This is a genomic window from Cryobacterium algoritolerans, assembly GCF_004402785.1.
GTDB classification, from domain to species: Bacteria; Actinomycetota; Actinomycetes; order Actinomycetales; family Microbacteriaceae; genus Cryobacterium; species Cryobacterium algoritolerans.
Genome location: NZ_SOFP01000023.1, coordinates 53496 through 77449, shown reverse-complemented (window position 1 = coordinate 77449; position 23954 = coordinate 53496). Strand labels below are relative to the sequence as shown.

Sequence of the window (23954 nt, the reverse complement as noted above, 5' to 3'; positions counted from 1 at the left end):
CCCGGCGCAACGGGTGGAATTCGTTCGGCGCCGGACGGCGCCGGTTCGCCGCCGGATGGCGAACCGGCGGGACGTCTGGCATGAGGCGGAGCGAGGGTCGGGTTCGGTGCTCGCGGTCGGGGTGATCGGTGCCGTACTCGCCGTGACCGTCGTGCTGCTTCCGCTCCTGGCCGTGCTCGCCGCCGGTCAGGCCGTGCGCGCCGCCGCAGACGCGGCCGCGCTCGCCGCAGCCGACACGGCGTCCGGCCTGGTCGCCGGGGTACCGTGCCAGGCTGCCGCCACGGCGGCGGAACTGGGCGGTGCCGCCGTGACCGCGTGTGCGGTGGACGGCCTGATCGCATCCGTCACCGTGGTGCGCACCGTGCTGGGCTTCGATCTCGCCTCGCGCGCCCGGGCCGGGCCTCCACCCAGCCGATAGCCCGGTGCCGCACCGGTGCCGCGCCGGTTCAATCAGAACCGGTGCAATCAGCACCGGTGGAGTCAGTCGAAGACTGCCTCGAGGTAGCGGTAGTCGACCGCGGTCGGCCGTTCCGGAAACTCCGACGAGCCAAACTCGAGGCCGGCGCCCCGCATATAGAGGTAACGTTTGGAGCCCGTGTCCGTCGGGATCTCGAGCCGGGGCCGCGGGTCACCCGATTCCAGGAACTCGGTGGTGACGGTCTTGCCTTCGAGGGGGCCGTCCGTGAGCTTCGCGGTGTACGTGCCCGTTGCTGGTGTACCCATGCCTCCATTGTCCTCACCAGCGCACAACTGGCAAGCCCCAATGCCTGTCACCGGCGCGGCCGATTAGGCAGGCACCCGATTGCTGTGTGTATGGTGTGCTTTGGCCCCTCGTTGGGTCGTTACCTATAAAGAGGAGTCTGGTGCCAGGCACTAAGAAGCTGGTCATTGTCGAATCGCCGACCAAGATGAAGTCCATTGCGGCTTATCTCGGCGACGGCTACGAGGTTTTGTCCTCGGTCGGTCACATCCGCGACCTGATCGAGCCCAAAAACCTGCCGCCCGAGCTGAAGAAGGGCCCGCTGGGTAAGTTCTCCGTCGACGTCGACAATGGCTTCGAACCGTACTACGTGGTGTCCGACGCCAAGAAGAAAACCGTCGCCGAGCTCAAACGGGCGATGAAGAACGCCGACGAGCTCCTGCTCGCAACTGATGAGGACCGCGAAGGCGAGGCCATCGCCTGGCACCTGCTGCAGGTGCTGCAGCCGAAGGTTCCCGTCAAGCGCATGGTGTTCCACGAGATCACCAAGGAGGCCATCCTCCAGGCCAAGGACAACACCCGCGACCTCGACACCGCCCTGGTCGACGCCCAGGAGACCCGGCGCATCCTCGACCGCATCTACGGCTACGAGATCTCCCCGGTGCTCTGGCGCAAGGTCGGCCCCGGCCTCTCCGCCGGCCGGGTGCAGTCCGCGGCGACCCGGCTCGTCGTCGAACGCGAACGCGAACGCCTCGCTTTCGTCTCCGCCGGTTACTGGGACCTGATCGCGCAACTCGCGCCCGGTGCCGGTGCGACGGATCCCCCCTTCCAGGCCAAGCTCGTGCGCCTCGGCGGCGAACGCATCGCCACCGGCGGCGACTTCGACGACCTGGGCCAGCTCAAGCCGAAGGTGGCCGCGGCAACCCTCGACGAGGCATCCGCCCTCGCCCTCGCCGAGGCGCTGAAGGCACCCGACGTCGCCGTGACCGTGACGAAGGTGGCGTCCAAGCCCTACCGCCGCAGCCCGGCCGCGCCGTTCACCACCTCGACGCTGCAGCAGGAAGCGGCGCGCAAGCTCCGCTTCACCGCCCGTCAGACCATGAGCGTGGCCCAGTCGCTCTACGAAAACGGGTACATCACCTACATGCGTACCGACTCGCCGTCGTTGTCGCAGCAGGCGATCACCGCCGCACGCACCCAGGCGTCCGCGCTCTACGGCCCCGAAACGGTACCGGCCCAGCCGCGCCTCTACAAGGGAAAGAGCAAGAACGCGCAGGAGGCTCACGAGGCGATCCGCCCGTCGGGCGACACGTTCCGCACGCCGGCCTCGCTCTCGTCCTCGCTCCGTGGCAACGACTACAAGCTCTACGACCTGATCTGGAAGCGCACCGTCGCGTCGCAGATGGCGGATGCGACCGGTTCGACCGCGTCGGTCACCATCTCGGCCGGCCCCACCGGCCCGGCCGAGCACCCCGCGGCATCCGGCGCGACCGCCGAATTCTCGGCAAGCGGCACCGTGATCACCTTCCGCGGCTTCCTGCTCGCCTATGAGGAATCCCGCGATGAGGAGCGCAACGCCCCCACCGACCCGACCGAGTCGAAGCTGCCACCGCTCGCCGAGGGCCAGTCCCTGACCATGCTCGAGATGGAAGCCAAGGGCCACGAAACCACCCCGGCCGCCCGGTACACCGAGGCTAGCCTGGTCAAGAAGCTGGAGGAGCTCGGCATCGGCCGGCCGTCGACATACGCGTCGATCATCTCCACGATCACCGAACGCGGTTACGTCACGCCCCGCGGCCAGTCGCTCGTACCCAACTGGATCGCGTTCTCCGTCGTGCGCCTGCTCGAGGAGTACTTCTCCGACCTGGTCGAATACGACTTCACCGCCGAGATGGAGGACGACCTCGACCGGATCGCCGACGGCAAGGCCGACCGGGTGGACTGGCTGACCAGTTTCTACTTCGGCTCGGACAAGCACCGCGGCCTGCGCCAGGTGATCGACAACCTCGGCGAGATCGACGCCCGATCGATCAACTCGATGCCGATCAGCGACGACATCACCCTGCGGATCGGCAAGTACGGGCCCTACCTCGAGGTCCCCGACCAGGACGCCGGCCCGGATGCCCCGCCGCGCCGGGTGAACATCCCACCGAACCTCGCACCAGACGAACTGACCCCGGCCAAGGCCAGGGAACTCATTGACGCGCCGGTCATCACCGACCGTGTGATCGGGCTCAACCCGGAGAACGGCAAGTCCATCGTGGCCAAGGACGGCCGGTTCGGTCCGTACGTCACCGAGCTGGAGCCGGAGCCCAAGGTGGACGAGCCCGGCGAGACCGTCGACCCGGTCACCGGCGAGGTGACGCTGCTGGCCGACTCGGCGGCTCCGGCCGCCACCGTCACGACCGCCGCGGCCAAGCCCAAGCGCAAGGCCCCGGCCAAGAAGGCGGCCGCGGTCAAGCCGCGCACCGCATCGCTGTTCAAGTCGATGGACCTGGCCACGATCGACCTGGACACCGCCCTGCACCTGCTGGCGCTGCCGAGGGTCGTGGGAGCCGACCCGGAGACCGGCGCCCCGATCACTGCCCAGAACGGCAAGTTCGGCCCGTACCTCAAGAAGGGCGTCGACACCCGGTCGCTGACCACCGAGGACCAGATCTTCGAGATCGACCTCGCCGGCGCGCTCGATCTCTACGCGCAGCCCAAGTACGGGGCGAAGCGGGCCTCGAGTGCCCTCAAGGAGTTCGAAACCCCCGACCCGGAGAGTGGTAAGGCGATCAAGATCAAGGACGGCCGTTTCGGCGCCTACGTCACCGACGGGGTCACCAACGCGACCATCCCCAAGGCCGAAAGCATCGAAGAGGTCGATTTCGACCGCGCCGTGCAGCTGCTCGCCGACAAGCGCGCCAAGGGCCCCGTCGTGAAGAAGACGGCCGTCAAGAAGGCGCCCGCCAAGAAGGCGCCCGCCAAGAAGGCGCCCGCGAAGAAGACCGCGGTCAAGAAGGCGCCCGCGAAGAAGGCGGCCGTCAGGAGGGCGACTCCGTCGGGGGCGAGCACGACCGTGCGTAAGCCGACCACCCCGGCCCAGAAAGCGGCCACCGCGGCGAAGGCCGCAGCCACCCGGGCGGCGAACGCGGCCATCAAGGCCGAGGCGGCGAAGGCATCCGCGCAGTCGTGACCGGACTCTTCATCACGCTCGAGGGCGGCGACGGTTCCGGCAAGTCCACCCAGGCAGGGCTGCTCGCCGACTGGCTCGCCGGCCAGGGGCGCACGGTGCTGCGCACTCGCGAGCCCGGCGGCACGCCCGTCGGGGTCCTGATCCGGGACATCGTACTGCACCACCGCGGCGAGGTGGCGCCCCGCGCCGAGGCCCTGCTCTACGCGGCCGATCGAGCCCAGCACATCAATACCGCGGTGCGGCCGGCCCTGGACCGCGGCGAGGTCGTGATCCAGGACCGCTACCTCGATTCCTCGGTCGCCTACCAGGGTGCCGGCCGGGTGCTCGGCGGCGCTGAGATTCGCGACCTGTCGCTCTGGGCCGCGGAGGGACTGTTGCCGCACCTGACGATCCTGCTCGACCTGGAGGAGACCGTCGCGCGCGGTCGTCTCGACGACGCCAACAAACGGTTCGACCGGCTCGAGGCGGAGAAGGCCGACTTCCACAGCCGGGTGCGCGCCTCGTTCCTCGAACTGGCGGCCGCCGAACCGGAACGATTCCTCGTCCTGGATGCCGCGGAGCCGGTCGACACGATCGCCGCGACCATCCGGGCCCGTGTCGCCACCCTCCTCGGCTAGCCCCTCGAGGGTCGGCGCGTGCGCTCAGGAGAGTGTCAACGACGAAAGGTACTCTGGTCCGATGAACGTGTGGGATGACCTGACCGGTCAGGCAGACGCGATCGCCATCTTCCGGGCGGCGGCCGCACGGCCGAGCATGAAAACGGCCGGGACACCGGATTCCACGTCGGCGGATTCCGGGACACCGGCTTCCGGGACACCGAATGCCGGGTCAGCGGGGTCCTCGATGACGCACTCCTGGCTGATCACCGGTCCGCCCGGGTCGGGCAGGTCCAACCTCGCCTTCGCCTTCGCCACGGCCCTGCTCAGTCCCGGCACGCCGGAGGGCGACGGGAGTGCCCGCCGCCTGGTCGACGCGCGCACCCACCCCGACCTGATCGTGCTGTCGACTGAGGGCGTCATCATCAAGATGGAGTCGGTGAAAGAGGCCGTGCAGCGTTCCCAGTACTCGCCGTCGGTGGGCCGCTACCGGGTGATCGTCGTCGAAGACGCCGACCGGATGGTCGAACGCACGTCGAACGTGCTGCTCAAGGCCCTCGAAGAGCCGCCCGAGCGCACCGTCTGGATCCTCTGCGCCCCGAGCGAAGCCGACCTGCTGCCCACCATCCGATCCCGGGTGCGCTCGGTGCGCCTGCGCGTGCCCAGCGTCGACGACGTCGCCGCGCTGCTGATGAGCCGCGACGGTGTCGACGAGGCCACCGCCGAACGGGCGGCCAGGGAGGCGCAGAGCCACATCGGCATGGCTCGCCGCCTGGCCACCAACCCCGAGGCGCGGGCCAGGCGTGAGGAGACCCTGCGGGCGGCCCTCGGCATCCGCGGGGTGTCCGCCGCGGTCAATGCGGCGGCCCGTCTGCTCGCCATCGCCGGCGACGACGCGAAGGCCATCACCGTGGAGCGGGACACCGTCGAACGGGAGGGCGTGCTGCGCTCTCTCGGAGTGGAGCCGGGCCAGTCGGTGCCGCCGGGGTTGCGCGGCCAGATCAAGGCCCTCGAAGACGACCAGAAACGGCGGGCCACCCGGAGCCTCCGCGACGGCATCGACCGCATCCTGGTCGACCTCACCTCGCTCTACCGTGACGTGATCATGGTGCAGTTGGGGCGCGAGCAGAGCGTGATCAACCGCGAGCTACTCACCGAGGTGCGAGGCGCCGGCGAGACCTGCCAGCCGACCGCCACGCTCGCCACCCTGGATGCGATCGCCCTGGCCCGGCAGAGAATCGAATCGAACGTGGCGCCGGCCCTTGCCCTCGAGGCGATGCTGGTGTCGGCGATCCGCCGCACCTAGCCGGTGCAGCACCCTTCAAGGAAGAGGAACCCGTTGACCAGACGAACCCGCACGCGCACCCTCCCAGTGCTGGTGGCGACCATTGCGTCCGCGCTCGCACTCGCGATGGGGCTCAGCGCCTGCGTGCCGTTGTTCCTTCCGCAGCAGGCCCGGTCGACGTCGTCGCCGACCACGGAGAAGGTCAGCGCAGGCCTGAAACCGTTCTACAGCCAGGTGCTCAAGTGGAAGGACTGCGGCTCCGGGCTGCAGTGCACCACTGCGTCTGCGCCCCTGGACTGGACTGAGCCGGCCGCGGGCACCGTTGACCTCGCCCTGGTGCGTCACCCTGCCTCCGGCAGCCGGGTCGGTTCGCTGCTGGTCAATCCCGGCGGCCCCGGCGGTTCCGGCTATGACTTCGTGAAGGATTCGCTCGACTATGCCACGGATGCGAAGCTGCAGGCAGGGTTCGACATTGTGGGCTTCGACCCGCGCGGGGTCGGCCGGTCCTCGGCGGTGAAGTGCTACCAGCCCGCCCAGATGGACGAGTACCTCTACGGTCTGACCACGGCGCCGCGGGGAACGGATGCCTGGATCCGGGAGCTGGAGACCGCCTCCGCCGACTTCGGCGCAGCCTGCGAGAAGAACACCGGGGCGCTCCTCGGGCACGTCGACACCGTGAGCGCCGCCCGCGACCTCGACCTGTTGCGCGCCGCCCTCGGCGACAAGAAGCTCAACTACCTGGGCTACTCCTACGGCACCTTCCTCGGCGCCAGCTATGCCGACCTCTACCCCGGCAAGGTCGGCCGGCTCGCCCTCGATGGCGCGCTCGACCCGTCCACCAGCAACGCCGACGTGACCCGGGTGCAGGCGACGGGCTTCGAGAATGCGTTGCGCGCCTACCTCGCCGGCTGCCTCGATGGTGCGAAGTGCCCGTTCAGCGGCACCGTCGACGACGCCATGTCCACCATTGGAGCGCTGCTCGCCTCGGTGGACGCGAGCCCGATCACGGCCGCCGACGGCAGAAAACTCGGCGCCAACACGTTGCTCACCGCGATCATCTACCCGCTCTACCAGGCCGAGGCGTGGCCCAACCTGAGCGAGATGTTCACGACCGTGCTGCGCGGCGACGCCGCCGCGGCCTTCCAATTCGCGGACGGCTACAACGGCCGGGGCAAGGACGGCAGCTACCGTGACAACTCCACCGAGGCCTTCATGGCCATCAACTGTGTCGACTACAGCTACAACGACGACCCCGCCGCGATGCGCGCCCAGGCGGCCCAGATCGAAGCCGCCGCGCCCGTCATCGGCAAGTACATGGCGTTCGGGGACATCGGCTGCGCCAACTGGCCGCACAAGTTCACCGGTCAGCGAGCGAAGATCCACGCCAAGGGTGCCGCACCGATCCTCGTCGTCGGCACGACTAACGACCCGGCCACTCCCTACGTGTGGGCGAAGAACCTGGCCAGCCAGCTCGACAGCGGCCACCTCGTCACGTACACGGGCGAGGGCCACACCGCCTACAACAAGTCCAACGCCTGCGTCAACGACGCGGTGGACGGCTACCTGCTGAGGGGCACCGTGCCTGCGGCCGACCCTCGGTGCTGACCTCCGGGCAGGAGAATCGCCCATCCGCGGACTCCGGGGTGCAGAATTGCGCACTGTGTAAGAATTGGAGGATGTTGGCAGAATACGAAGGGCCGGGCCTGCGCGAGCGTAAGCGGTTGGCCACCAGGCGGGCCATCCAGCGAGCGGTGCTCATCCTCTCCTGCGAGCGCGGAATCGACAAGGTGACCGTGGAGGACATCAGCCGGGCCGCCGACGTGTCCCCGCGCACGTTCTTCAACTACTTCTCCTCCAAGGATGCCGCCATGGTCGGCGACGAACTGGACCTGGCCTCCGAAGACGATATCGACGCGTTCGTGCACGGCGGACCGTCAGGGGACATCCTCGCCCAGCTGGCCGAACTGCTCTCTTCGAGTCTGAAGAACACCGAGGGCGACCGGGAGATCCACCAGTTGCGCCGCACCGTGATGAAGGAAAACCCCTACCTTTTCGGCCTGCGGATGGCGACCCTGCGCAACTTCGAGGCCCGGCTGCAGGAGATCATCACTGAGCGGTTTGCCGCCGACCGGCCCGACCTCGCCGCCGACCCGGTGCGGCTGCACCAGCGCGCCCTGCTGTTCACGCTCGTGGCCGTCGCGGCCGTGCGCCACGCGTGGCGGTGCTGGGCCGAGGGCGACGCTGCCCGGCCCCTGGCCGACCAGGTCACCGAGTCATTCGCGGAACTGTACGAGATGACCCTTCGGACCAGCTAGGCTTTATTGCTGTGCCACCGTGCCCTTCCGTGAGGGAGGAATCGTGCGTCACGCCGCCTTAGCTCAGTCGGTAGAGCGTCTCACTCGTAATGAGAAGGTCATCAGTTCGATTCTGATAGGCGGCTCCAGATAAATGCCCGGTCCAAGCCTGTTTCTGAGCCGGGCAAGATTGTAGATTCGGTCGTTTCCCCAGCCCGTGCACGCAACGCCGTAGGCTGGAGAATCACGATCCCGAGCTTGTCATGAGTAACATTCGACCCCTTGCCTATTCACATACGCGATAGTCTGATTGCGTATGTGAAGAGGCAAGCGCCGGCCCTCGCGGCGCTCTTTCGCTCGAACGCACAGGGTGAGATCCTGGCCCGGCTGCACCTGAACCCCGGCGAGTCGTTCACGATCTCCGAGCTGGCTCGGGCGGCGAATGCGCCCTATGCCAGTGCGCACCGTGAAGTGACCCGCATCGTGGAGATGGGCCTCGCGAGCAGCGAGAAACGGGGCCAGGCCGTCGAGGTGCAAGCTCGCAGCGATACGCCCGCGTTCCGCCCGTTGGCCGAGTTGCTCACTCTCACCTACGGCCCCTCCGTCGTCATCCCCCAGCACTTGGCCGGAATCGATGGAATCGACGACGCCTACATCTGCGGGTCCTGGGCCGCTCGCAGGCAGAGGGAGACCGGCGACGCACCCGGCGACATCCACCTGCTCATCGTGGGCAACCTGCCCCGGGATGAGGTCAACGACGCTGTTCGCGCCGCAGGCATGCCCCTCCGCCGCAAAGTCAATCCACGCATCGTGAGCGCAGCTGACTGGGAGGCCGCCTCGACTGATCCGTTCCTCAGCACGCTCACCGAGCGCCCGCTCGTGCACGTCGATCTCCCGGAGACGCGCTCGTGATCAACCGTTGGGAACAAGGGCGCGCTCAGATCGACCAGCTCATCCAGCAGGGTCGCCTCACCCGTGTCGCGGTGTCTCGACCCGGAAAGTCGAGATCCAAGTCAAGGCCCTCGGCGCCGATACTGGCATCTCGAAGTCGGAAGTGTCACGGATTTGCGCGGATCTGGAGGGGGAAGTGGCCGCGTTCCGCGACCGGGACTTCGGCGAGACCGGCTACCCGTATGTGTTCCTCGATGCCACATACTGCAAAGCCCGCGTGAACCACCGCGTCATCTCCCAGGCCATGGTCGTCGCGATCGGTGTTGCCGCTCGGCACCGTGTTCCACGGCGCGAGCTGGCAGCGCTGCCGGGTGCACCAGATGCGTAACGTGCTCTCCATCGTGCCGCGCGCGAGTCAGGAAATGCTCGCCTGCGTGCTCCGCACCATCTTCGCCCAACCGGACGCGAAGCACGTCCAAGCCCAGTTCGATGAAGTCACCCGCATGCTCGAACGCTCCCACCCCAAAGTCGCCCAAATGCTCCGAGACGCCCGCGAAGACCTGCTCGCGTTCAGATGTCCCCACCCAAACACTGGCGCCAGATCTGGTCCACGAACTCCATCGAAGAGTAAATAAGGAAATCAAGCGTCGAACCCACGTCGTGGGCGTGTTCCCCAACCCCGCGGCCCTGCTCCGTCTCGCCGGCGCCGTCCTCGTCGAGCAACACGACGAGTGGGAGGCATCGACCCGCCGCAACCTCTCCGAGGGCCCTATGCGCCAACTGGGCACCCTCAACGACGCCCTCAACAACGACGACGCCAGCGCGCTCACGGGGGTGATTACCGTTCCCGAGCTCACTGCTGCATAACCAGAAACACTGACCTGCACCGTGTCGAGAAACTCCACTCAGCGGGACGTGAACGCCGGCGCTACCACCGTCCTCGACCTGCCCTGTCAGGCGGCGATGCCCAATGTAGACAACAATGGGGACAGTGACAATTGAAACTGCAGCGTTGAGCGAGGTCATCCCATTCGTTGATTTGGCTGGAGTGCTTGGTAACGCAATTTTGGGTGGGGTTGCCGCCCGTACTGCCCGTCTTGACATCGTCGGATTCGTGGTGCTCGCTGTGATGTCTGGCCTTGGCGGTGGGATGATTCGCGACACTCTATTGCAGCAAGGGACTCCTCTCGCTCTGATCGATCCGACCTATCTTTTGTTTGCGGTGATCGGCGGTGTTATCGCGTTCTTCGTAGCTTTCAATGGCCGATGGTCCCGCCGGGCCCTGCTGCTCGTGGACGTTCTGGCGGTGGGCTGTTGGTCGGCGGTAGGAGCTCAAAAAGCTCTGGACGGGGGTCTCGGCTGGATGCCGGCGATCATGCTGGGCATCATCACGGCTGTGGGCGGGGGCATGGTGCGCGACATCATGCTGCTCAAGGTGCCAACGATCTTCGGCGGGAACACGCTCTATGCCACGAGCGCCGTACTCGCGAGCACGGAAATGGTTGTGTTCAGCAAGCTCGGTTTGGTCGCAGTGGGCACGGCAGTGGCGATCTTGAGCGCGGCAGCGCTGTCCCTGCTCGCCCGACGGTACGGCTGGGTATTGCCGCTGAGCGATGCCCGGCGGATTCCGCGGCCGATCCTTTGGCTAAATCCGCAGATTTGGCAGGCCAGACGCGCCCAAGCACGCAGGACCGGACGCGCCCAGGGCAGTAAGAAGGACCTCTAGCCACACCCCGGACCTCTAGCCACACCCCGCCGAACGGCCGTCGTAAGCGCGTCACCCGCGCTTCACCTGCCCTTCACCTGCGATACAGCGGGAACATGCGTGGGTCGATGTCGATCAGGCCCTACGGCTGGAGCGAGCGGCGATCGATGTTCGTTTGGTGTTCGACGAACGCCACCACTCAGCGGGGGTGGCACGGTCGACCCCAACGTAAATTGTGCCCAAAGGGCGCCCGGCGAGTCGTGTGAGCGATTTTTGACTTTTGTATTTCATGGTGTCGCCTCCCAGTTCTCGGTTTCGGTGGTGTGAATCGTCGTGGCGGGCGCCTGCAGCGTCTGACGGCTGCCTGCGGCCCACGGCCGCAGGGTGGTCGTCTTCCGGGGTGTTATCCCATGGCCCAGGTCCCGTTCTGACGGGTGAGACCAAGGTTCAAGAGGCGTTTCAGGTTGATGCCAGCCGCCCGATTCACGCACCACGCGTTGTTCTTCACGACGCCCCGGTAAGGGACGCGGCGGGACTTGCGTGTCATCCAGGCGATGGAACGTTCAACCATCGGCCGGTGTTGTCGATAATCGGCTTGGAAGAGCGGATCCTGAGCCCGGACCCGGTGCTCCCGGCGGATGGCGTCATGCTCGCGGAGCAGTATCTTCTTGCCGCTGGTTGCCCTCGTGCACTGCTTCATGAGGGGGCAGGTGGCGCAGGAACTACCAAAACTTGCCCCTCCCGCAGCGCTGATCGGGCCGGTCTGGCCTGCTGGGCAGGTGACCGTGTTCGTGGTCTCGTCGATGGTGAAGTCATCCACGGTGAAGCCGCCGGGAATCGCCCGTCCCAGCGGCGGCGGCTTGATAATTGGGGTGTGACCGGCGGCGGTGATCGCGGCGAGGAGCTCGCCACTGCCATAAGCCGAATCACCGAGAACATCGACGTTCTGGGTGCCGATGCTGGTGTCTTTGGTGACTAGTTCCATCCCGCGGGCCGCGTCACTGTTGGCCGAACCGACCGCTTTCGTGAGTACCGCTGCGGTGACCAGGCCCGTGTCCGGTTCGATGATGATGTGGCTTTTGAACCCGTCGACCTTCTTCTGCCGGCTCTTGTGCGCGTGTCGGGCGTCAAGATCAACCGTGGAAATGACCCGGTCCGGGGCGCCCGCCGCGCAATTTTCCACCGCCGCTCCGTTTCGCCAGAGCCATCCGCCAGCTCAACATCCTGCCCGGCGACCAACGCGAGCAATGCGAGGGCTTCCTGCTGCGGTTCGGTCAGGACCGTCGTATCAATACTGGCCAGTAAGGACAGGGCATCGGTGACCAGTGTGGAGACGAGGTCGTCGCGGGCGGCCCGGTCATCCCAGGCGATATCTGGTTTCCCTGGTTTCGCATAGTCATGACCGGTCAAAGCAGCGACGAGCACGTTCGCGCCCGGGATCTCCAGCCCCACCCGGCGGATCTGCGCGATGAGTTGCGTGACGGTGTCCTGACGCGCGACAGCGTCCTCCAAAATGGTGGAGTCCAACGTGCGTCGCTTCCGGCCCGATAACGCCCCGGACTGCTCGATGACCTCGGTCACCGCCTCAAAAATACGGTGCGGGCGGGTGCTGGCAGCCAGGCGGCGACGCCAGTACGTCAGGACCGTCGGATGAAATGACGCCTCCGTCAACGCGAACCCGCACGCCGCTTTCCACCGGAAGTCGAACGTGACTGCCTCGGCTGTTTCCCGATCCGAGAGGCTATGCAACGTCTGCAACACCATCACTGACGCGATCACATCCGCGGGAGTGGACGGGCGTCCCCGACCCGACGGGTACAAGTCCGCAAACGCGTCATTGGGGAACAACTCATGCCGATGATCGGCGAGGAATTTGAACACCGAACCCGCCGGGAGCATATGCCCCGCCATCGACTCGACATCCAAAAGCTGATGTTGACCATCATCACGACCCTGCATGAGTCAAGTCTTAACCATCCGCCCGACGCCAGCTGAAGGCGCGCCTTAATCGCCCAGACTAATCAGCGGCGTCCTAGGAGCGGCAGGTTCGTCCCTCTCGGATGTGATGCCGACCTCACGGTGGTTCAGGTCGAAGGCTGGGCGCTCGGAACGGATCCGGGGGATCGAGTTGAAGTTGTGTCGCGGTGGGGGACAGGACGTTGCCCATTCCAGGGATGAACCGTACCCCCACGGGTCATCGACGGTGACCTTGGGGGCCTTGCGCGCGGTGATGTACACGTTGAGGAAGAACGGGACCATCGAGATCGCGAGAATGACCGACCCAACGGTCGAGAGCTGGTTCATCCAGGTGAAGCCGTCTTCAGGTGAGTATGACGCGTACCGGCGAGGCATGCCGACAACGCCGAGCCAGTGTTGGATCAGGAAGGTGGTGTGGAAACCGATGAAGAGGATCCAGAAGTGCACCTTGCCGAGGCGCTCGTTGAGCATCTTGCCGGTCCACTTGGGCCACCAGAAGTAGAAGCCGCTGAACATGGCGAAGACGACGGTGCCGAATACGGTGTAGTGGAAGTGCGCCACGATGAAGTAGGTATCGGAGACGTGGAAGTCCAGCGGCGGTGAGGCGATGATGATCCCGGTCAAGCCGCCGAAGAGGAATGTGACAAGAAAGCCCAGGGACCAGAGCATGGGGGTTTCGAATGTGATCGAACCACGCCACATCGTTCCGATCCAGTTGAAGAACTTCACCCCGGTCGGCACCGCGATGAGCATCGTCATGAGGGAGAAGAACGGCAGGAGCACGGAGCCGGTGACGTACATGTGGTGTGCCCACACGCTTATTGACAGGGCGCCGATGGAGATGGTCGCGTAAATCAGCGTCTTGTAACCGAAGATCGGCTTGCGGCTAAAGGCGGGGAACACCTCAGAAGCGATCCCGAAAAACGGCAGCGCAATGATGTACACCTCAGGATGCCCGAAGAACCAGAACAGGTGCTGCCACAGGATGGGGCCACCATTGGACGGGTCATAGATGTGAGCACCGAAAATGCGGTCCGCGGCAGCACCGAGCAGTGCGGCAGCTAGCACGGGAAAGGCCATCAGGATCATGATCGAGGTGACCAGCGAGTTCCAAGTGAAGATCGGCATCCGGAACATAGTCATGCCCGGTGCACGCATAGTGATGATCGTGGTGATGAAGTTCACGGCACCGAGAATGGTGCCGAAGCCGGACAAGGCCAGTCCCATCATCCACAGATTCCCACCAACACCCGGCGAGTAGGTCGTGCTGGCTAGGGGCTGGTAGGCGAACCAGCCAAAGGACGCCGCGCCCTGCGGGGTGAGGAAACCGGCGACCGCGATCAGGCTGCCGAAGCTATAGAGCCAGTACGTGAAGGCGTTCAGCCGGGGGAACGCGACATCGGGAGCGCCGATTTGCAACGGGATAAGGGCGTTGGCGAATCCGAAAAACAGCGGAGTCGCAAACATCAACAGCATGATCGTGCCGTGCATGGTGAAGAGCTGGTTGTACTGCTCCTTGGTCTGCACAATCTGCAGGCCGGGTTCGAAAAGCTGCGCTCGAATGATCAGGGCCATGACCCCACCGAGGCAGAAGTACAGGAAAGAGGTGACCAGGTACATGTACCCGATGACCTTGTGGTCCGTGGTGGTGACGAGGGCCACCAGCACATTCCCACGGTTGGAAGGGGCGGCCTGTGAAGTGGTCGCTTCTCGACTATCAAGAATCGTCGTCACTGATGTCTACTTTCTGGGCGATTTGTAAGCTTTCCCACAGCATACGCGTGACTTCACGATATGATGAATTTATGTATTCGTGGATTAAGGTTTCAATGAGCCAAGAACAGCCCGGCTCCACCAACCAACAGATTTTCCGGAACCTGAACGCCCATCGCGCCGCCCCAATGACTGTGCGGGAGGCCACGCTCATCGTGGCCAATGCCAACGGAGGGCTCTTCCCCGCGGCGGATATTGGCATCTTGGCGGTCATTGACGAGGCGCAGCGCACGATCCGCGCAGCGAGAAGTGCATCCAGGTCGGATCTGCTTTGCATCCACCGGGGCAGAGCCATCACCGGAGTGTTGATCGGCGCCGCGACGGTAGTGATCGGTACGGTGATTTGGTTCATCCCGATCGCGACTCATCTCGCTGGATAGTTAAAAATTTTCTCCGAGACAGCCACTCGGCAAGGCGCCCCAACACGTATCGAATCAAAGCGAATGGATGAATTGAGCAAGTCAAGAGATCATAAAGATATGGATCCGTTCTCGAATGCGCACCGCCCCCTCTATGAAATCAAGGCAAACCTCTTCAAGGGCGTCGCTCATCCGGTGCGGGTGCGCGTATTAGAAGTACTGTCCCGTTCCCCGGACGTATCCGTGGGCGACCTGATGACAGACACGGGCCTGGAAGCGTCCCACATCTCACAGCATCTTTCTGTGTTGCGACGACACCACCTTGTCGTGGCCGAACGCCGCGGAAGCCAAGTGTTCTACCGACTCGCATACCCCCAGGTCGCCGACCTTCTGACAGTGTCCCGGGTACTCCTGATGGAGATACTCGAGACGACTCAGCAGCAGTTGGAGTCGACGATGAACTTGAGCGATCTGGAATCTCCAGTTCCTGCTCCCCAACTTGATGGGGCGCGACCGTGATGGTCGCCCCCGGGGCGAGAACCGGGTTGCCCCAGGCAATCGTGCGTGCCGGACAGATTCGTTCACAACGTCGGATAGAGGGAGAACGATGGTGCACTTAGAGAAACTCCTCGACAATATGATCGCCCATGTCAAAGAGCACGACCTCCACAACTCCTACAGCATCCTCGTCGGCACCGCGCCGGCCGTGGACTGCACGTTGATCCGCGGCAAAAGGGTCTACCGGTGGATGCCCATCGCCCAGACCAGTCTGATTCCGAACGACCTCGTCGTCTCGCGCCCTGTCCTGACAACTTCCGAACCGGTGACGTTGTCGAATTCCATGGCCACTTGGGCACCATGGTCATCACCGAACACCCCCGTCCCGCTCCTCTTCACAGCCCCCAGCGATGTGGCCGCACCCCCGGTTCCGCAGGCAGATAGGCACCCACAATGATCACCACACGCATCACACCTCACGACATCGGTGTCGCACACGCCCAAAAACACGGCAAGATCACAGCACCGACGCCCCGACAGGAACAACCGATGATCGGGCACCCCGACCTCACCCCGGCGCAGAAAACCAAAGAACTCATCGACCGAATGATCGATCGTGCCCAGGACGACAATCTCCTCGCCACGTACATCATCCTTGTGGGCCACAAGTCTCGATCGTCCCTCGCCCACGATGACCTCGCGTGGCTGGGTGGACATAAAATCTACCGACGATTCAAAATCGCCCAAAGCACTCAGGTCCCGGCAGAGGCAATCCTGCTCTCACCCACCGCCGACAACTACCTCGTCGGCGAAGTGACGGAGTACACCGGCCGGATTGGCTACCCGGACATTGGACGTCACACCCTCTACGCTTAGAGGTATCGTCTGGCCGGTCCTTCCACAAGCGATGTTGAGTACTTCGAGATAATCACAGGGTCCGGCGACAGTTACGGCTAAATCCAGCCCCGAGTTGCCGCCGCGATAACGTCCCGTCGAAATGGATACGATCGATGATTGTTCGAATTTGCCCGGACTGTGGCAACAGGATCGGGCTCGGGGCTTACGCGCCCGAAACGGGACGGGGTTTGCGGAGATGGACCTATCGGTGCCCCGACGGGGTATGCGGCTGGGTGGACTCAGGCATGGAAACCAGCTTGGTGGACCGAGCATAGCCAGCATTATCTGTTAACGCCGACGGATAGCAAGGCTGATATCGCGGTCGATCGGGCCTCGGGAACAGCAGCAACAACGCCGCAGCCGCGCCGACAACTCAAGTGGTTCGACACGTTCGAACGGGCGAGCTCCAGGTCGCGTGGAAGCTTGGCAAGATAACCGGGCTGATCGAGCAGGCTGAGCAAGATCCTCGAACGGGTCGGATCGGCGACGTCGAGACGCGAAGCCATGGTCAGCATGCAGTGACCATACGGCCATCGATGACCATTGGTCGATGTCGTTGAACAAACCCTGAATGCAATATTTGGGGACGCGAGTAAGCGAGGGGACTGGTCAGGAACGGCGGATGATGAACGTGGGTATCGGAGACATGTGCTCGGTGAGATGTTTTCGGTCACGTCCCGTGGAGTGTAGTTCCCGGTCTTGGGGCGTTGGATTAACAACGTAGGAAACCATCGTGCGATGCCTCAGTGAGAACCGATCAGAGAACTCACAGAAAGACACATCACACGATGGCTTTAGATCCGTCTGCCCTGCCTGACCTCCTCGCGGAACTCAAGCTCACCCATGTCCCCGACCGCATCCGCGTCGCGATCGAAACGCTGTACCAGGAACTCGTCAACCCGGAGGCCACCGCCCTCATCGGTGCCGGCCGTTTCGAACGCTCCGAAGACCGCACCACCCAACGCAACGGGACCCGCCCGCGCGTTCTGTCGACGACGGCCGGGGACCTGAACCTGAAGATCCCCAGGCCGCCGCAAGGCTCATTTTTCCCCGCTCTGCTTGAGCGTCGCCGCCGGGTGGACCAGGCACTGTTCGCCGTTGTCGTGGAGGCCTGCCTCCACGGTGTCTCGACCCGGAAAGTCGAGATCCAAGTCAAGGCCCTCGGCGCCGATACTGGCATCTCGAAGTCGGAAGTGTCCCGGATTTGCGCGGATCTGGAGGGGGAAGTGGCCGCGTCCCGCGACCGGGACTTCGGCGAGACCGGCTACCCGTATGTGTTCCTCGATGCCACATACTGCAAAGCCCGCGTGAACCACCGCGTCATCTCCCAGGCCATGGTCGTCGCGATCGGTGTTGCCGCTCGGCACCGTGTTCCACGGCGCGAGCTGGCAGCGCTGCCGGGTGCACCAGATGCGTAACGTGCTCTCCATCGTGCCGCGCGCGAGTCAGGAAATGCTCGCCTGCGTGCTCCGCACCATCTTCGCCCAACCGGACGCGAAGCACGTCCAAGCCCAGTTCGATGAAGTCACCCGCATGCTCGAACGCTCCCACCCCAAAGTCGCCCAAATGCTCCGAGACGCCCGCGAAGACCTGCTCGCGTTCAGATGTCCCCGCTACGACGCTGGTGACGGGCGTCGCCGCTGGCGGTCCCTGGATGCGGGCTCGGTGCAAATCCAGGAAGCAATACGACCAGTTCGCCGACCTCACCCGGATCGGAATCGACGAGATCAGCTACAAGCGCGGCCACAAGTATTTGACCTGCGTCGTCGACCACGATTCTGGCCGCCTCGTCCGGGCGGCGCCGGGCCAAGACAAAGCCACCCTCGCGACGTTCTTCGACGCGTTAGGCCCGGAGCGTTCGGCGCAGATCACTCAGGTGTCCACGGACGGTGCGGCCTGGATCGCCAGCGTCGTCGAAGGAAGGCCTCCGCGTGATCTTCAAACTGCCTCTCAACGAAGCGACCGAAGCGCTCAACAAATGGGTCGGTCGGGCCCGCCGCTGCCGCATCGCTTCCTTCGTCAAACTCCAAAAAAGCATCCTGAAGCACCGCACCGCGATCCTCGCCTCTATCGAGCACAGCCTCTCCAACGGCCACGTCGAATCCATGAACACCAAGATCCGACTCATCACCCACATCGCCTTCGGCTTCAAAACACCCGACACCCTCATCGCCCTCGCGATGCTCAACCTCGGCGGGCATAAACCAGTACTCCCCGGCCGGGTTTAACCCACGGTTACGTCAGGAGAGCCCGTTTTCTGGTGATCGAGCTGAGTTTCAAATATCGTATCGACCAAGTATTTCAGATTTTTTCCGCGCCGGATCAAGGGCTCCGAGGTCACTCGTAATGAGAAGGTCATCAGTTCGATTCTGATAGGCGGCTCCATGATTCATCCGCTTCCGGGCCCCGTCGGGCGGCGATCGGCCACTCTCGCGCTGGCCGGAGTGATCGCCTACGTGCTCGTCGACGTCGTCCTCCAGCTGCTGCCGCCGCATTACAACCCGATCAGCGCCGCCGAAAGCAACCTTGCCGTCGGCCCGTTCGGCTGGGTGATGAACCTTAATTTCCTCGGCCGCGCGGCCAGCACCGGCGTCGCCGTCGTGGCCATCGGCACGGTCGGGCCGGCCTCGCGCCTTCGCCGTGCGGGCCTGGCGCTGCTGCTGTGCGGGGGTGCCTGCTCCGCGGTCCTGGCCTTCCTGCCCGCGGACGTTCCGGCGACCGGCGACCTCACCGTCACCGACCACACGCCCATCGGGATCGCGCACCTGGCGGTCGCCTCGACCGGGTTCCTGGCGGCCCTGGCCGGCGTCACCGCCCTCACCGTCTGGCTTCGCGGAAGCGGGCGACCGCGCGCCTTCCCCGCTGCGGCGGCGTTGGCGGTCGTCGCTGCCACCGGGCTGCTGACCCTGGGCCTGGCCACCGCGTTCGCCCCGGCGCTGCTCGGCCTCGCCGAGCGCGTCTGCCTGGCCGGGATTCTCGGCTGGACCTTCTCGGCGTGCGCTTTCATTCGCTTCGGACGGACCCGGGATCGGTCCCTCGCTCGGTAGGCTGAAGCCCATGACCGACGCAATCCGCTGGGGAATCCTGGCCACGGGCGGGATCGCCCACGCATTCACCAACGACCTCGACCTCGGCGGATTCCAGGTGCAGGCGGTGGCCTCACGCACGCAGGCCTCGGCCGATGCCTTCGCGGCCGAGTTCGGCATCCCCACCGCCCACGCGAGCTACGAAGCCCTCGCCGCCGACGGCGACGTCGACATCGTCTACATCTCCAACCCGCATCCGTTCCACGCCGAGAACGCCCGCCTCATGCTCAATGCAGGCAAACACGTCCTGATCGAGAAGCCGATCACGCTGAACGGCCGTGAGGCGCGGGAGATCGTCGACCTCGCCGCGAGCAAGAACCTGCTGGTGCTCGAGGGCATGTGGACCAGGTTCCTGCCGCACATGGTGCGGATCAGGGAGATCCTCGCCGCCGGCACGATCGGGGAGGTGCACACGCTGATCGCCGACCACACCCAGCTCCTCCCGGATGCCCCCGAGCACCGACTGAATTCGATGGCGCTCGGCGGCGGCGCGCTCCTCGATCTCGGCATTTACCCGCTCAGCTTCGCCTCCGAGCTGTTCGGGCGCCCGGAGACCATCCTGGCGACCGCGACGTTCAAACCGACCGGCGCCGACGCCCAGGTGGCGACGACGTTCCGCTACCCGGGCGGCCAAATCGCCCAGACTCTCTCCGCCAGCGACACGGCCGGTCCGAACACCGCGACCATACTGGGCACCGCCGGCCGGATCGACATCGACCGGGTCTGGTACGCGCCAACGACGATCCGGGTGCGCGACAGCGCGAACGAGGTGATCGAGACCTTCAGTGCCCCGATCACCGGGCGCGGAATGCATTTCCAAGCCATCGAGGCCGAGAAACTCATCCGGGCCGGGAGGATCTCGAGCGACATCCTGCCGGTCGAGGAGATGGTCGCGATCATGGAGACCCTCGACGCCGTGCGCGAGCAGATCGGCCTGCGCTACCCCGGCGAGTGACTGTCCGGGTGCCTTCGCGCGTTGGTGCCAGCACTCATTCTGGGGGTGCGTCGGGACGGAGTTAGCCGGCAGGCCGAGTCTGCGTCGCCGATATCCTGAGCTGAGCGCGCACGGGCGGACGGTGTGCGAACCGGCACGACGACCAACGTGATTCACGCTCCGTCCGCGACGACGCCAACCCGATTCGGCGACAGTGAACGAACGGATGGGGGATCACATGTCTGACCTGCGCACCGGCCAACGGGTGGAGACCATGGTCACGGGCCGGCGCGGCGACTGGCTGGTTTGGGTGATGGTGCTGATGCTCGCCGTCTACCTGGCCGGACTGGTGCTCCCCGTCGACGGCCTGCGACCGTTCGTGAACGGCTGGCTGGGCACGATCACCCAGTGGATCCCCGCGGTGCTCTGCTGGCGCGCCGTCTACCGCACCGGGTTCCGTCGGATGATTGTGCTCCTCGCCGCCGGCGCGGTGACCGTGTTCGCGTCCGCCAACAACTATTACCTGCTGGTGCTCGGCGACGGGGTGGCCCTGAGCTTCCCCTCTCCAGCCGACTTCGGTTACCTGCTGTTCTACCCGCTCATGCTCGGATCTCTCGCCATCCTGGTGCACCGCCAGCTGCGGGCGCTCCCGCCCGCGGTCTCTTTGGACAGCGCGGTCGGCGCCCTCGGCGTCGCGGCCGTGCTTGCCGCGGTGCTCAGCCCGACCCTCCTCGCGGCCCAGGCCGGCGAGTTCACCTTCGGCACAGCCTTCGCGACCGCTTTTCCCCTGTTCGACCTCGTGCTGGTCGCCGCCGTGGTGGGGGTCGCCTCCGCCAGGGGATTGGACGTCGGCGTTCGCTGGGGTATCCTCGTCTGCGGCCTGCTGGTCTTCGCCGCCACCGCCCTCATCTACGCCGAACAGGTTGCCGTCGACACCTACGCCATCGGCACGGTGCTGGACGGCGGCTGGGCCGTCGGCCTCACTTTGATCGCACTCTGGGTCGACGGACTCGCCCGCCCGCCCGGTGCGGTCGGCCGCCGGCTGACCGGCGCCCTGTCCCTGATCGTGCCCGTGGTGGCCACGGCCTCAGGCGTGCTGGTGCTCGTGATCGGCACGCAGGTGAGGCTCTCCGTCCTCGCCGTCGTCCTGGCGAGCGTGACTCTCGCCGGGGCGAGCCTGCGCACCGCCGTCGCGTTTCGGGATCTCGGCCGGATGGCCGACCTGCGACGCCAGGTGCGCACCGACGACCTCACCGGGCTGCCCAACCGGCGAGCGCTCTACCTCGACGTGCCCCTGCGCCTCGGCGCGGGAGGCCAGAGAAGCGCACTGATGCTGCTGGATCTGGACCGCTTCAAGGAGGTGAACGACAGCCTCGGCCATGATGTCGGCGACGAGCTGCTCGTGCAGGTCGGCCGAAGGCTGGCCGACCAATTGCGGCCCCGGGACCTGCTGGCACGCCTGGGTGGTGACGAGTTCGCCATCCTCCTCGATGAGGCCGGCCCGGCGGAGGCGGAGGCCCTCGCGGCGACGGTGCAGGCGGCCCTGGCCGAGCCGTTCACCCTCGCCGGGATCTCCCTGCAGACCAGCGTCTCGGTCGGGATCGCGCTCTACCCCGAGCAGAGCGACAACCTGACCGGACTGCTGCGGAAGGCCGACATGGCCATGTACAAGGCGAAGGCCGGCGGCACCGGCCACCACGTCTACCGCAGCTCCGACGACAGCCACGGGGACTCCCGGCTGCGCACCGTGCAGGAGCTGCGCCTGGCACTTCGCGAGGATCAGCTGGTGTTGCACTACCAGCCGAAGATCGACCTGGACACGGGGCAGGTGAACTGCGTCGAGGCCCTCGTGCGCTGGCAGCACCCGGCCCGCGGCCTGCTGCAGCCGGGGCGATCACCGAGGAATTCCTGATGACCGACCGGGAGCGGGCGCGGGACATCCTCACCCAGCTGCGGGAGACGGGAATCCGGATCGCCGTCGACGACTTCGGAACCGGTTACAGCTCACTCGCCTACCTGCGAGACCTGCCGATCGACGAACTCAAGTTGGACCGCTCCTTCATCTTCCCGATGGCCGACGACGCGCGCGCCGCGGCGCTCGTCTCCTCCATCATCGACCTCGCCCACAGCCTGGGCATGAGCGCCGTCGCCGAGGGAGTGGAGGATGCCGTCGCCTACGACGAGCTCGTGCGGTACGGCTGTGAGCAGGCGCAGGGCTTCCACCTGTCCCGCCCGCTCCCCGTGGCCGAACTGGACGCCTGGCTCGTCCGGCGTCGCGCGGCGGTGGCCACGGGATAACCGAGGTCGCCTCAGATGAGCGGCAGGTAAAGTACACGGGTGGAAGAACAGGACACCCCGCGGCCTGGCATCGCCTCCTTCATCGCCCGCCACCGCGCGTCGGCGCTGATCGGCGCCGGTGCGGCGGTGTTCGCCCTCCTCGGCACCGGGGCCGTCGTTGCGGGAGCCTCAACCACCTCCACCCGGGAACCCACCGCACTGCGGGTCCAGGCCACCCAGAGTCAGCCCCCGACCCTGCCGCCCACCCGGCCCGCGCCGGCCGCTGCCAGCGCGGCCAGCCGCCTCCGCACCTGCTCTGTGGCCGGGTTGGCCGCCGACCCCCGGCTCGCGAACTTCCAGGCCCAGGTACTCAACGCCACCACCGGTGAGGTTCTCTTCGATCGCGGCGGGAGCACGCCGTCCCGCACCGCGAGCGTGCTCAAGGTGCTGACTTCGGCGGCCGCGCTCGGCGTGCTGGGCCCCGACTACCGTGCCACAACGACCGTGGTCGCCGGCAGCGAACCGGGATCGGTGGTGCTGGTCGGCGGGGGAGACCTCACCCTCTCCCGCACCCCAACCGGCGACGAATCGGTGTATACCGGCGCCGCGCACCTCGACGACCTTGCCGCGAAGACCATCGCGGCGTGGCAGGCCGACCCGGCGCATCCGCCGATCACCAGGCTGGTGCTCGATTCCTCCTACTTCGGCGATCCTGGCTGGGACCCGAGCTGGAACCGCAAGGAACTCGGCGACGGGTACATGCCCGAGATAACCGCCCTCCAGGTCGACGGCGACCGGGACAGCCCGGGCCGCGGCACCTCCGCCCGCAGCAGCGACCCGATCGGGCGCGCCGGGCAGGCGTTCGCCGACGCGCTCGGCGGCAACGTGGAGATCAGTCGCGGCACGGCCACGGCAGGGGCCACAGAGCTCGCCTCCGTGCGGTCCCAGCCGGTGTCCAGCCTGATAAAACAGGCGCTGCTCGTGTCGGACAACGCGCTGGCCGAGATGCTCGCCCGGCTCGTCGCGGTGAAATCCGGGGCCGGGAACACCTTCGGGGCGCTGCAGAAGTCCACCCTCGCCGGGCTTGCCCCGTACGGCATCGACACCGCCGGCATCCTCATCGCCGACGGCTCCGGACTGAGTGACAATAACGCCGTGCCGCCGTCCTACCTGACGAAGCTGTTCGTCAAGATCAGCGCCAGGGAGGGGAACCTCGGTGTGATCTTCGACGGGTTGCCCGTCGCCGGCGGGGACAGCGGGTCGCTGTCCTACAGCGACCGGTTCACGGGGGACAATGCCGTCGCCGACGGTTCCGTCTTCGCCAAGACGGGCTGGATCGACACCGGCTACACCCTGGCCGGCGTGATCCACGCCGCAGACGGCACGCCGCTCACCTTCGCCGTATACGCGCTCGGGGATGTGGGCGATAATGCGAAGCAGGCGATCGACACCATCACCGCCGGCTTCTACCGCTGCGGTGACAACCTATCGAACACCTGATCCC

The 23954-nt window shown here is 65.8% G+C and carries 18 protein-coding genes, 2 tRNA genes and 5 pseudogenes; 21 read left to right on the top strand and 4 right to left on the bottom strand.

Annotated features, from left to right (window positions below; translation table 11 throughout):
• Window positions 1-13 precede the first annotated feature (13 nt).
• The gene (locus E3O19_RS05080) at window positions 14-418 is read left to right on the top strand and encodes an Rv3654c family TadE-like protein (protein WP_241981201.1); all 405 of its coding nucleotides are present in this window, start codon (window positions 14-16) and stop codon (window positions 416-418) included.
• Between the two features lie 62 nt (window positions 419-480).
• Here E3O19_RS05080 and E3O19_RS05075 read toward each other — a convergent pair whose 3' ends face one another.
• Window positions 481-723 (bottom strand): hypothetical protein, encoded by a 243-nt coding sequence (locus tag E3O19_RS05075; RefSeq protein WP_134565802.1) that lies wholly within the window; start codon window positions 721-723, stop codon window positions 481-483.
• Window positions 724-863: 140 nt separating this feature from the next.
• Between E3O19_RS05075 and topA the strand changes: the two genes are divergently transcribed.
• The 9 genes and pseudogenes from topA to E3O19_RS05020 all read left to right on the top strand — a co-directional run bounded on the left by topA (window position 864) and on the right by E3O19_RS05020 (window position 10670).
• Complete coding sequence (gene topA / locus E3O19_RS05070) at window positions 864-3878, top strand: type I DNA topoisomerase (protein ID WP_134565800.1); 3015 nt, start codon at window positions 864-866, stop codon at window positions 3876-3878.
• A complete protein-coding gene (tmk, locus tag E3O19_RS05065; RefSeq protein WP_241981200.1) occupies window positions 3875-4495 on the top strand; it encodes a dTMP kinase in 621 nt (206 codons plus the stop codon). Before topA ends, tmk begins: the two co-directional genes overlap by 4 nt.
• Window positions 4496-4556: 61 nt before the next feature.
• Window positions 4557-5780, top strand: coding sequence for a DNA polymerase III subunit delta' (locus E3O19_RS05060; RefSeq protein WP_134565796.1), 1224 nt, complete (start codon window positions 4557-4559; stop codon window positions 5778-5780).
• Window positions 5781-5813: 33 nt separating this feature from the next.
• A complete protein-coding gene (locus E3O19_RS05055; protein WP_338145071.1) occupies window positions 5814-7364 on the top strand; it encodes an alpha/beta hydrolase in 1551 nt (516 codons plus the stop codon).
• 71 nt (window positions 7365-7435) lie between these two features.
• Window positions 7436-8074: a TetR/AcrR family transcriptional regulator gene (locus tag E3O19_RS05050; RefSeq protein ID WP_134565794.1), complete on the top strand. Its 639-nt coding sequence runs from the start codon at window positions 7436-7438 to the stop codon at window positions 8072-8074.
• 52 nt (window positions 8075-8126) lie between these two features.
• Window positions 8127-8202: transfer RNA gene (locus tag E3O19_RS05045), tRNA-Thr, on the top strand.
• 169 nt (window positions 8203-8371) lie between these two features.
• Window positions 8372-8965 carry an ArsR family transcriptional regulator gene (locus E3O19_RS05040; RefSeq protein WP_134565792.1) on the top strand — a complete coding sequence of 198 codons (594 nt, stop codon included), beginning with the start codon at window positions 8372-8374 and terminating at the stop codon, window positions 8963-8965.
• A gap of 70 nt (window positions 8966-9035) precedes the next feature.
• Window positions 9036-9811, top strand: a pseudogene (locus E3O19_RS18550) (transposase); the annotation flags it as partial.
• 124 nt (window positions 9812-9935) lie between these two features.
• Window positions 9936-10670 carry a trimeric intracellular cation channel family protein gene (locus tag E3O19_RS05020; RefSeq protein ID WP_241981199.1) on the top strand — a complete coding sequence of 245 codons (735 nt, stop codon included), beginning with the start codon at window positions 9936-9938 and terminating at the stop codon, window positions 10668-10670.
• Between the two features lie 382 nt (window positions 10671-11052).
• Here the strand turns inward: E3O19_RS05020 and E3O19_RS05015 are convergent.
• Together E3O19_RS05015 and ctaD are read right to left on the bottom strand one after the other, a co-directional pair.
• A pseudogene (locus E3O19_RS05015) lies at window positions 11053-12608 on the bottom strand (IS1182 family transposase).
• A gap of 45 nt (window positions 12609-12653) precedes the next feature.
• Window positions 12654-14294, bottom strand: coding sequence for an aa3-type cytochrome oxidase subunit I (gene ctaD, locus E3O19_RS05010; RefSeq protein WP_420898583.1), 1641 nt, complete (start codon window positions 14292-14294; stop codon window positions 12654-12656).
• Window positions 14295-14320: 26 nt separating this feature from the next.
• On the opposite strand from ctaD, the gene E3O19_RS05005 reads away from it, so the two are divergent.
• The 3 genes from E3O19_RS05005 (at window position 14321) to E3O19_RS04995 (ending at window position 16132) form a co-directional block, all read left to right on the top strand.
• On the top strand, window positions 14321-14779 hold the full coding sequence (locus tag E3O19_RS05005; protein ID WP_166804459.1) for a hypothetical protein: 459 nt from the start codon (window positions 14321-14323) through the stop codon (window positions 14777-14779).
• A gap of 63 nt (window positions 14780-14842) precedes the next feature.
• Entirely contained in the window at window positions 14843-15277 is a 435-nt protein-coding gene (locus E3O19_RS05000; protein ID WP_241981198.1) for an ArsR/SmtB family transcription factor, read from the top strand.
• A 432-nt stretch (window positions 15278-15709) separates the two neighbouring features.
• Window positions 15710-16132 (top strand): hypothetical protein, encoded by a 423-nt coding sequence (locus tag E3O19_RS04995; RefSeq protein ID WP_134565782.1) that lies wholly within the window; start codon window positions 15710-15712, stop codon window positions 16130-16132.
• A gap of 341 nt (window positions 16133-16473) precedes the next feature.
• Here E3O19_RS04995 and E3O19_RS04990 read toward each other — a convergent pair.
• Window positions 16474-16668 (bottom strand): annotated as a pseudogene (locus E3O19_RS04990) (helix-turn-helix domain-containing protein); the annotation flags it as partial.
• 273 nt (window positions 16669-16941) lie between these two features.
• Between E3O19_RS04990 and E3O19_RS04985 the strand changes: the two are divergent.
• The 8 genes and pseudogenes from E3O19_RS04985 to E3O19_RS04950 form a co-directional block, all read left to right on the top strand.
• Window positions 16942-17755, top strand: a pseudogene (locus E3O19_RS04985) (transposase); the annotation flags it as partial.
• Window positions 17736-18381, top strand: a pseudogene (locus tag E3O19_RS04975) (ISL3 family transposase); the annotation flags it as partial. The pseudogenes E3O19_RS04985 and E3O19_RS04975, both read left to right, overlap by 20 nt.
• A gap of 88 nt (window positions 18382-18469) precedes the next feature.
• Window positions 18470-18538, top strand: a tRNA-Ile gene (locus E3O19_RS17675).
• Window positions 18538-19200: a DUF998 domain-containing protein gene (locus E3O19_RS04970; protein ID WP_134565776.1), complete on the top strand. Its 663-nt coding sequence runs from the start codon at window positions 18538-18540 to the stop codon at window positions 19198-19200. Before E3O19_RS17675 ends, E3O19_RS04970 begins: the two co-directional genes overlap by 1 nt.
• A gap of 10 nt (window positions 19201-19210) precedes the next feature.
• Window positions 19211-20194, top strand: a complete 984-nt coding sequence (locus E3O19_RS04965) for a Gfo/Idh/MocA family protein (protein ID WP_134565774.1) — start codon at window positions 19211-19213, stop codon at window positions 20192-20194.
• A gap of 217 nt (window positions 20195-20411) precedes the next feature.
• Entirely contained in the window at window positions 20412-22085 is a 1674-nt protein-coding gene (locus E3O19_RS04960; protein ID WP_134565772.1) for a diguanylate cyclase domain-containing protein, read from the top strand.
• Window positions 22085-22471, top strand: a complete 387-nt coding sequence (locus E3O19_RS04955) for an EAL domain-containing protein (protein WP_134565770.1) — start codon at window positions 22085-22087, stop codon at window positions 22469-22471. Before E3O19_RS04960 ends, E3O19_RS04955 begins: the two co-directional genes overlap by 1 nt.
• A 39-nt stretch (window positions 22472-22510) precedes the next feature.
• On the top strand, window positions 22511-23950 hold the full coding sequence (locus E3O19_RS04950; RefSeq protein WP_241981197.1) for a D-alanyl-D-alanine carboxypeptidase/D-alanyl-D-alanine-endopeptidase: 1440 nt from the start codon (window positions 22511-22513) through the stop codon (window positions 23948-23950).
• The last annotated feature ends 4 nt before the right edge of the window (window positions 23951-23954 follow it).

Bases quoted from the DNA above. Each gene is read 5' to 3' on its own strand.
- E3O19_RS04970 (WP_134565776.1), top strand. From the start codon at position 18,538: ATGATTCATCCGCTTCCGGGCCCCGTCGGGCGGCGATCGGCCACTCTC.
- E3O19_RS04955 (WP_134565770.1), top strand. From the start codon at position 22,085: ATGACCGACCGGGAGCGGGCGCGGGACATCCTCACCCAGCTGCGGGAG.
- E3O19_RS05050 (WP_134565794.1), top strand. From the start codon at position 7,436: ATGTTGGCAGAATACGAAGGGCCGGGCCTGCGCGAGCGTAAGCGGTTG.
- E3O19_RS05075 (WP_134565802.1), bottom strand. From the start codon at position 723: ATGGGTACACCAGCAACGGGCACGTACACCGCGAAGCTCACGGACGGC.
- E3O19_RS05000 (WP_241981198.1), top strand. From the start codon at position 14,843: ATGGATGAATTGAGCAAGTCAAGAGATCATAAAGATATGGATCCGTTC.
- E3O19_RS04960 (WP_134565772.1), top strand. From the start codon at position 20,412: ATGTCTGACCTGCGCACCGGCCAACGGGTGGAGACCATGGTCACGGGC.
- E3O19_RS05060 (WP_134565796.1), top strand. From the start codon at position 4,557: ATGAACGTGTGGGATGACCTGACCGGTCAGGCAGACGCGATCGCCATC.
- E3O19_RS04965 (WP_134565774.1), top strand. From the start codon at position 19,211: ATGACCGACGCAATCCGCTGGGGAATCCTGGCCACGGGCGGGATCGCC.
- E3O19_RS04995 (WP_134565782.1), top strand. From the start codon at position 15,710: ATGATCACCACACGCATCACACCTCACGACATCGGTGTCGCACACGCC.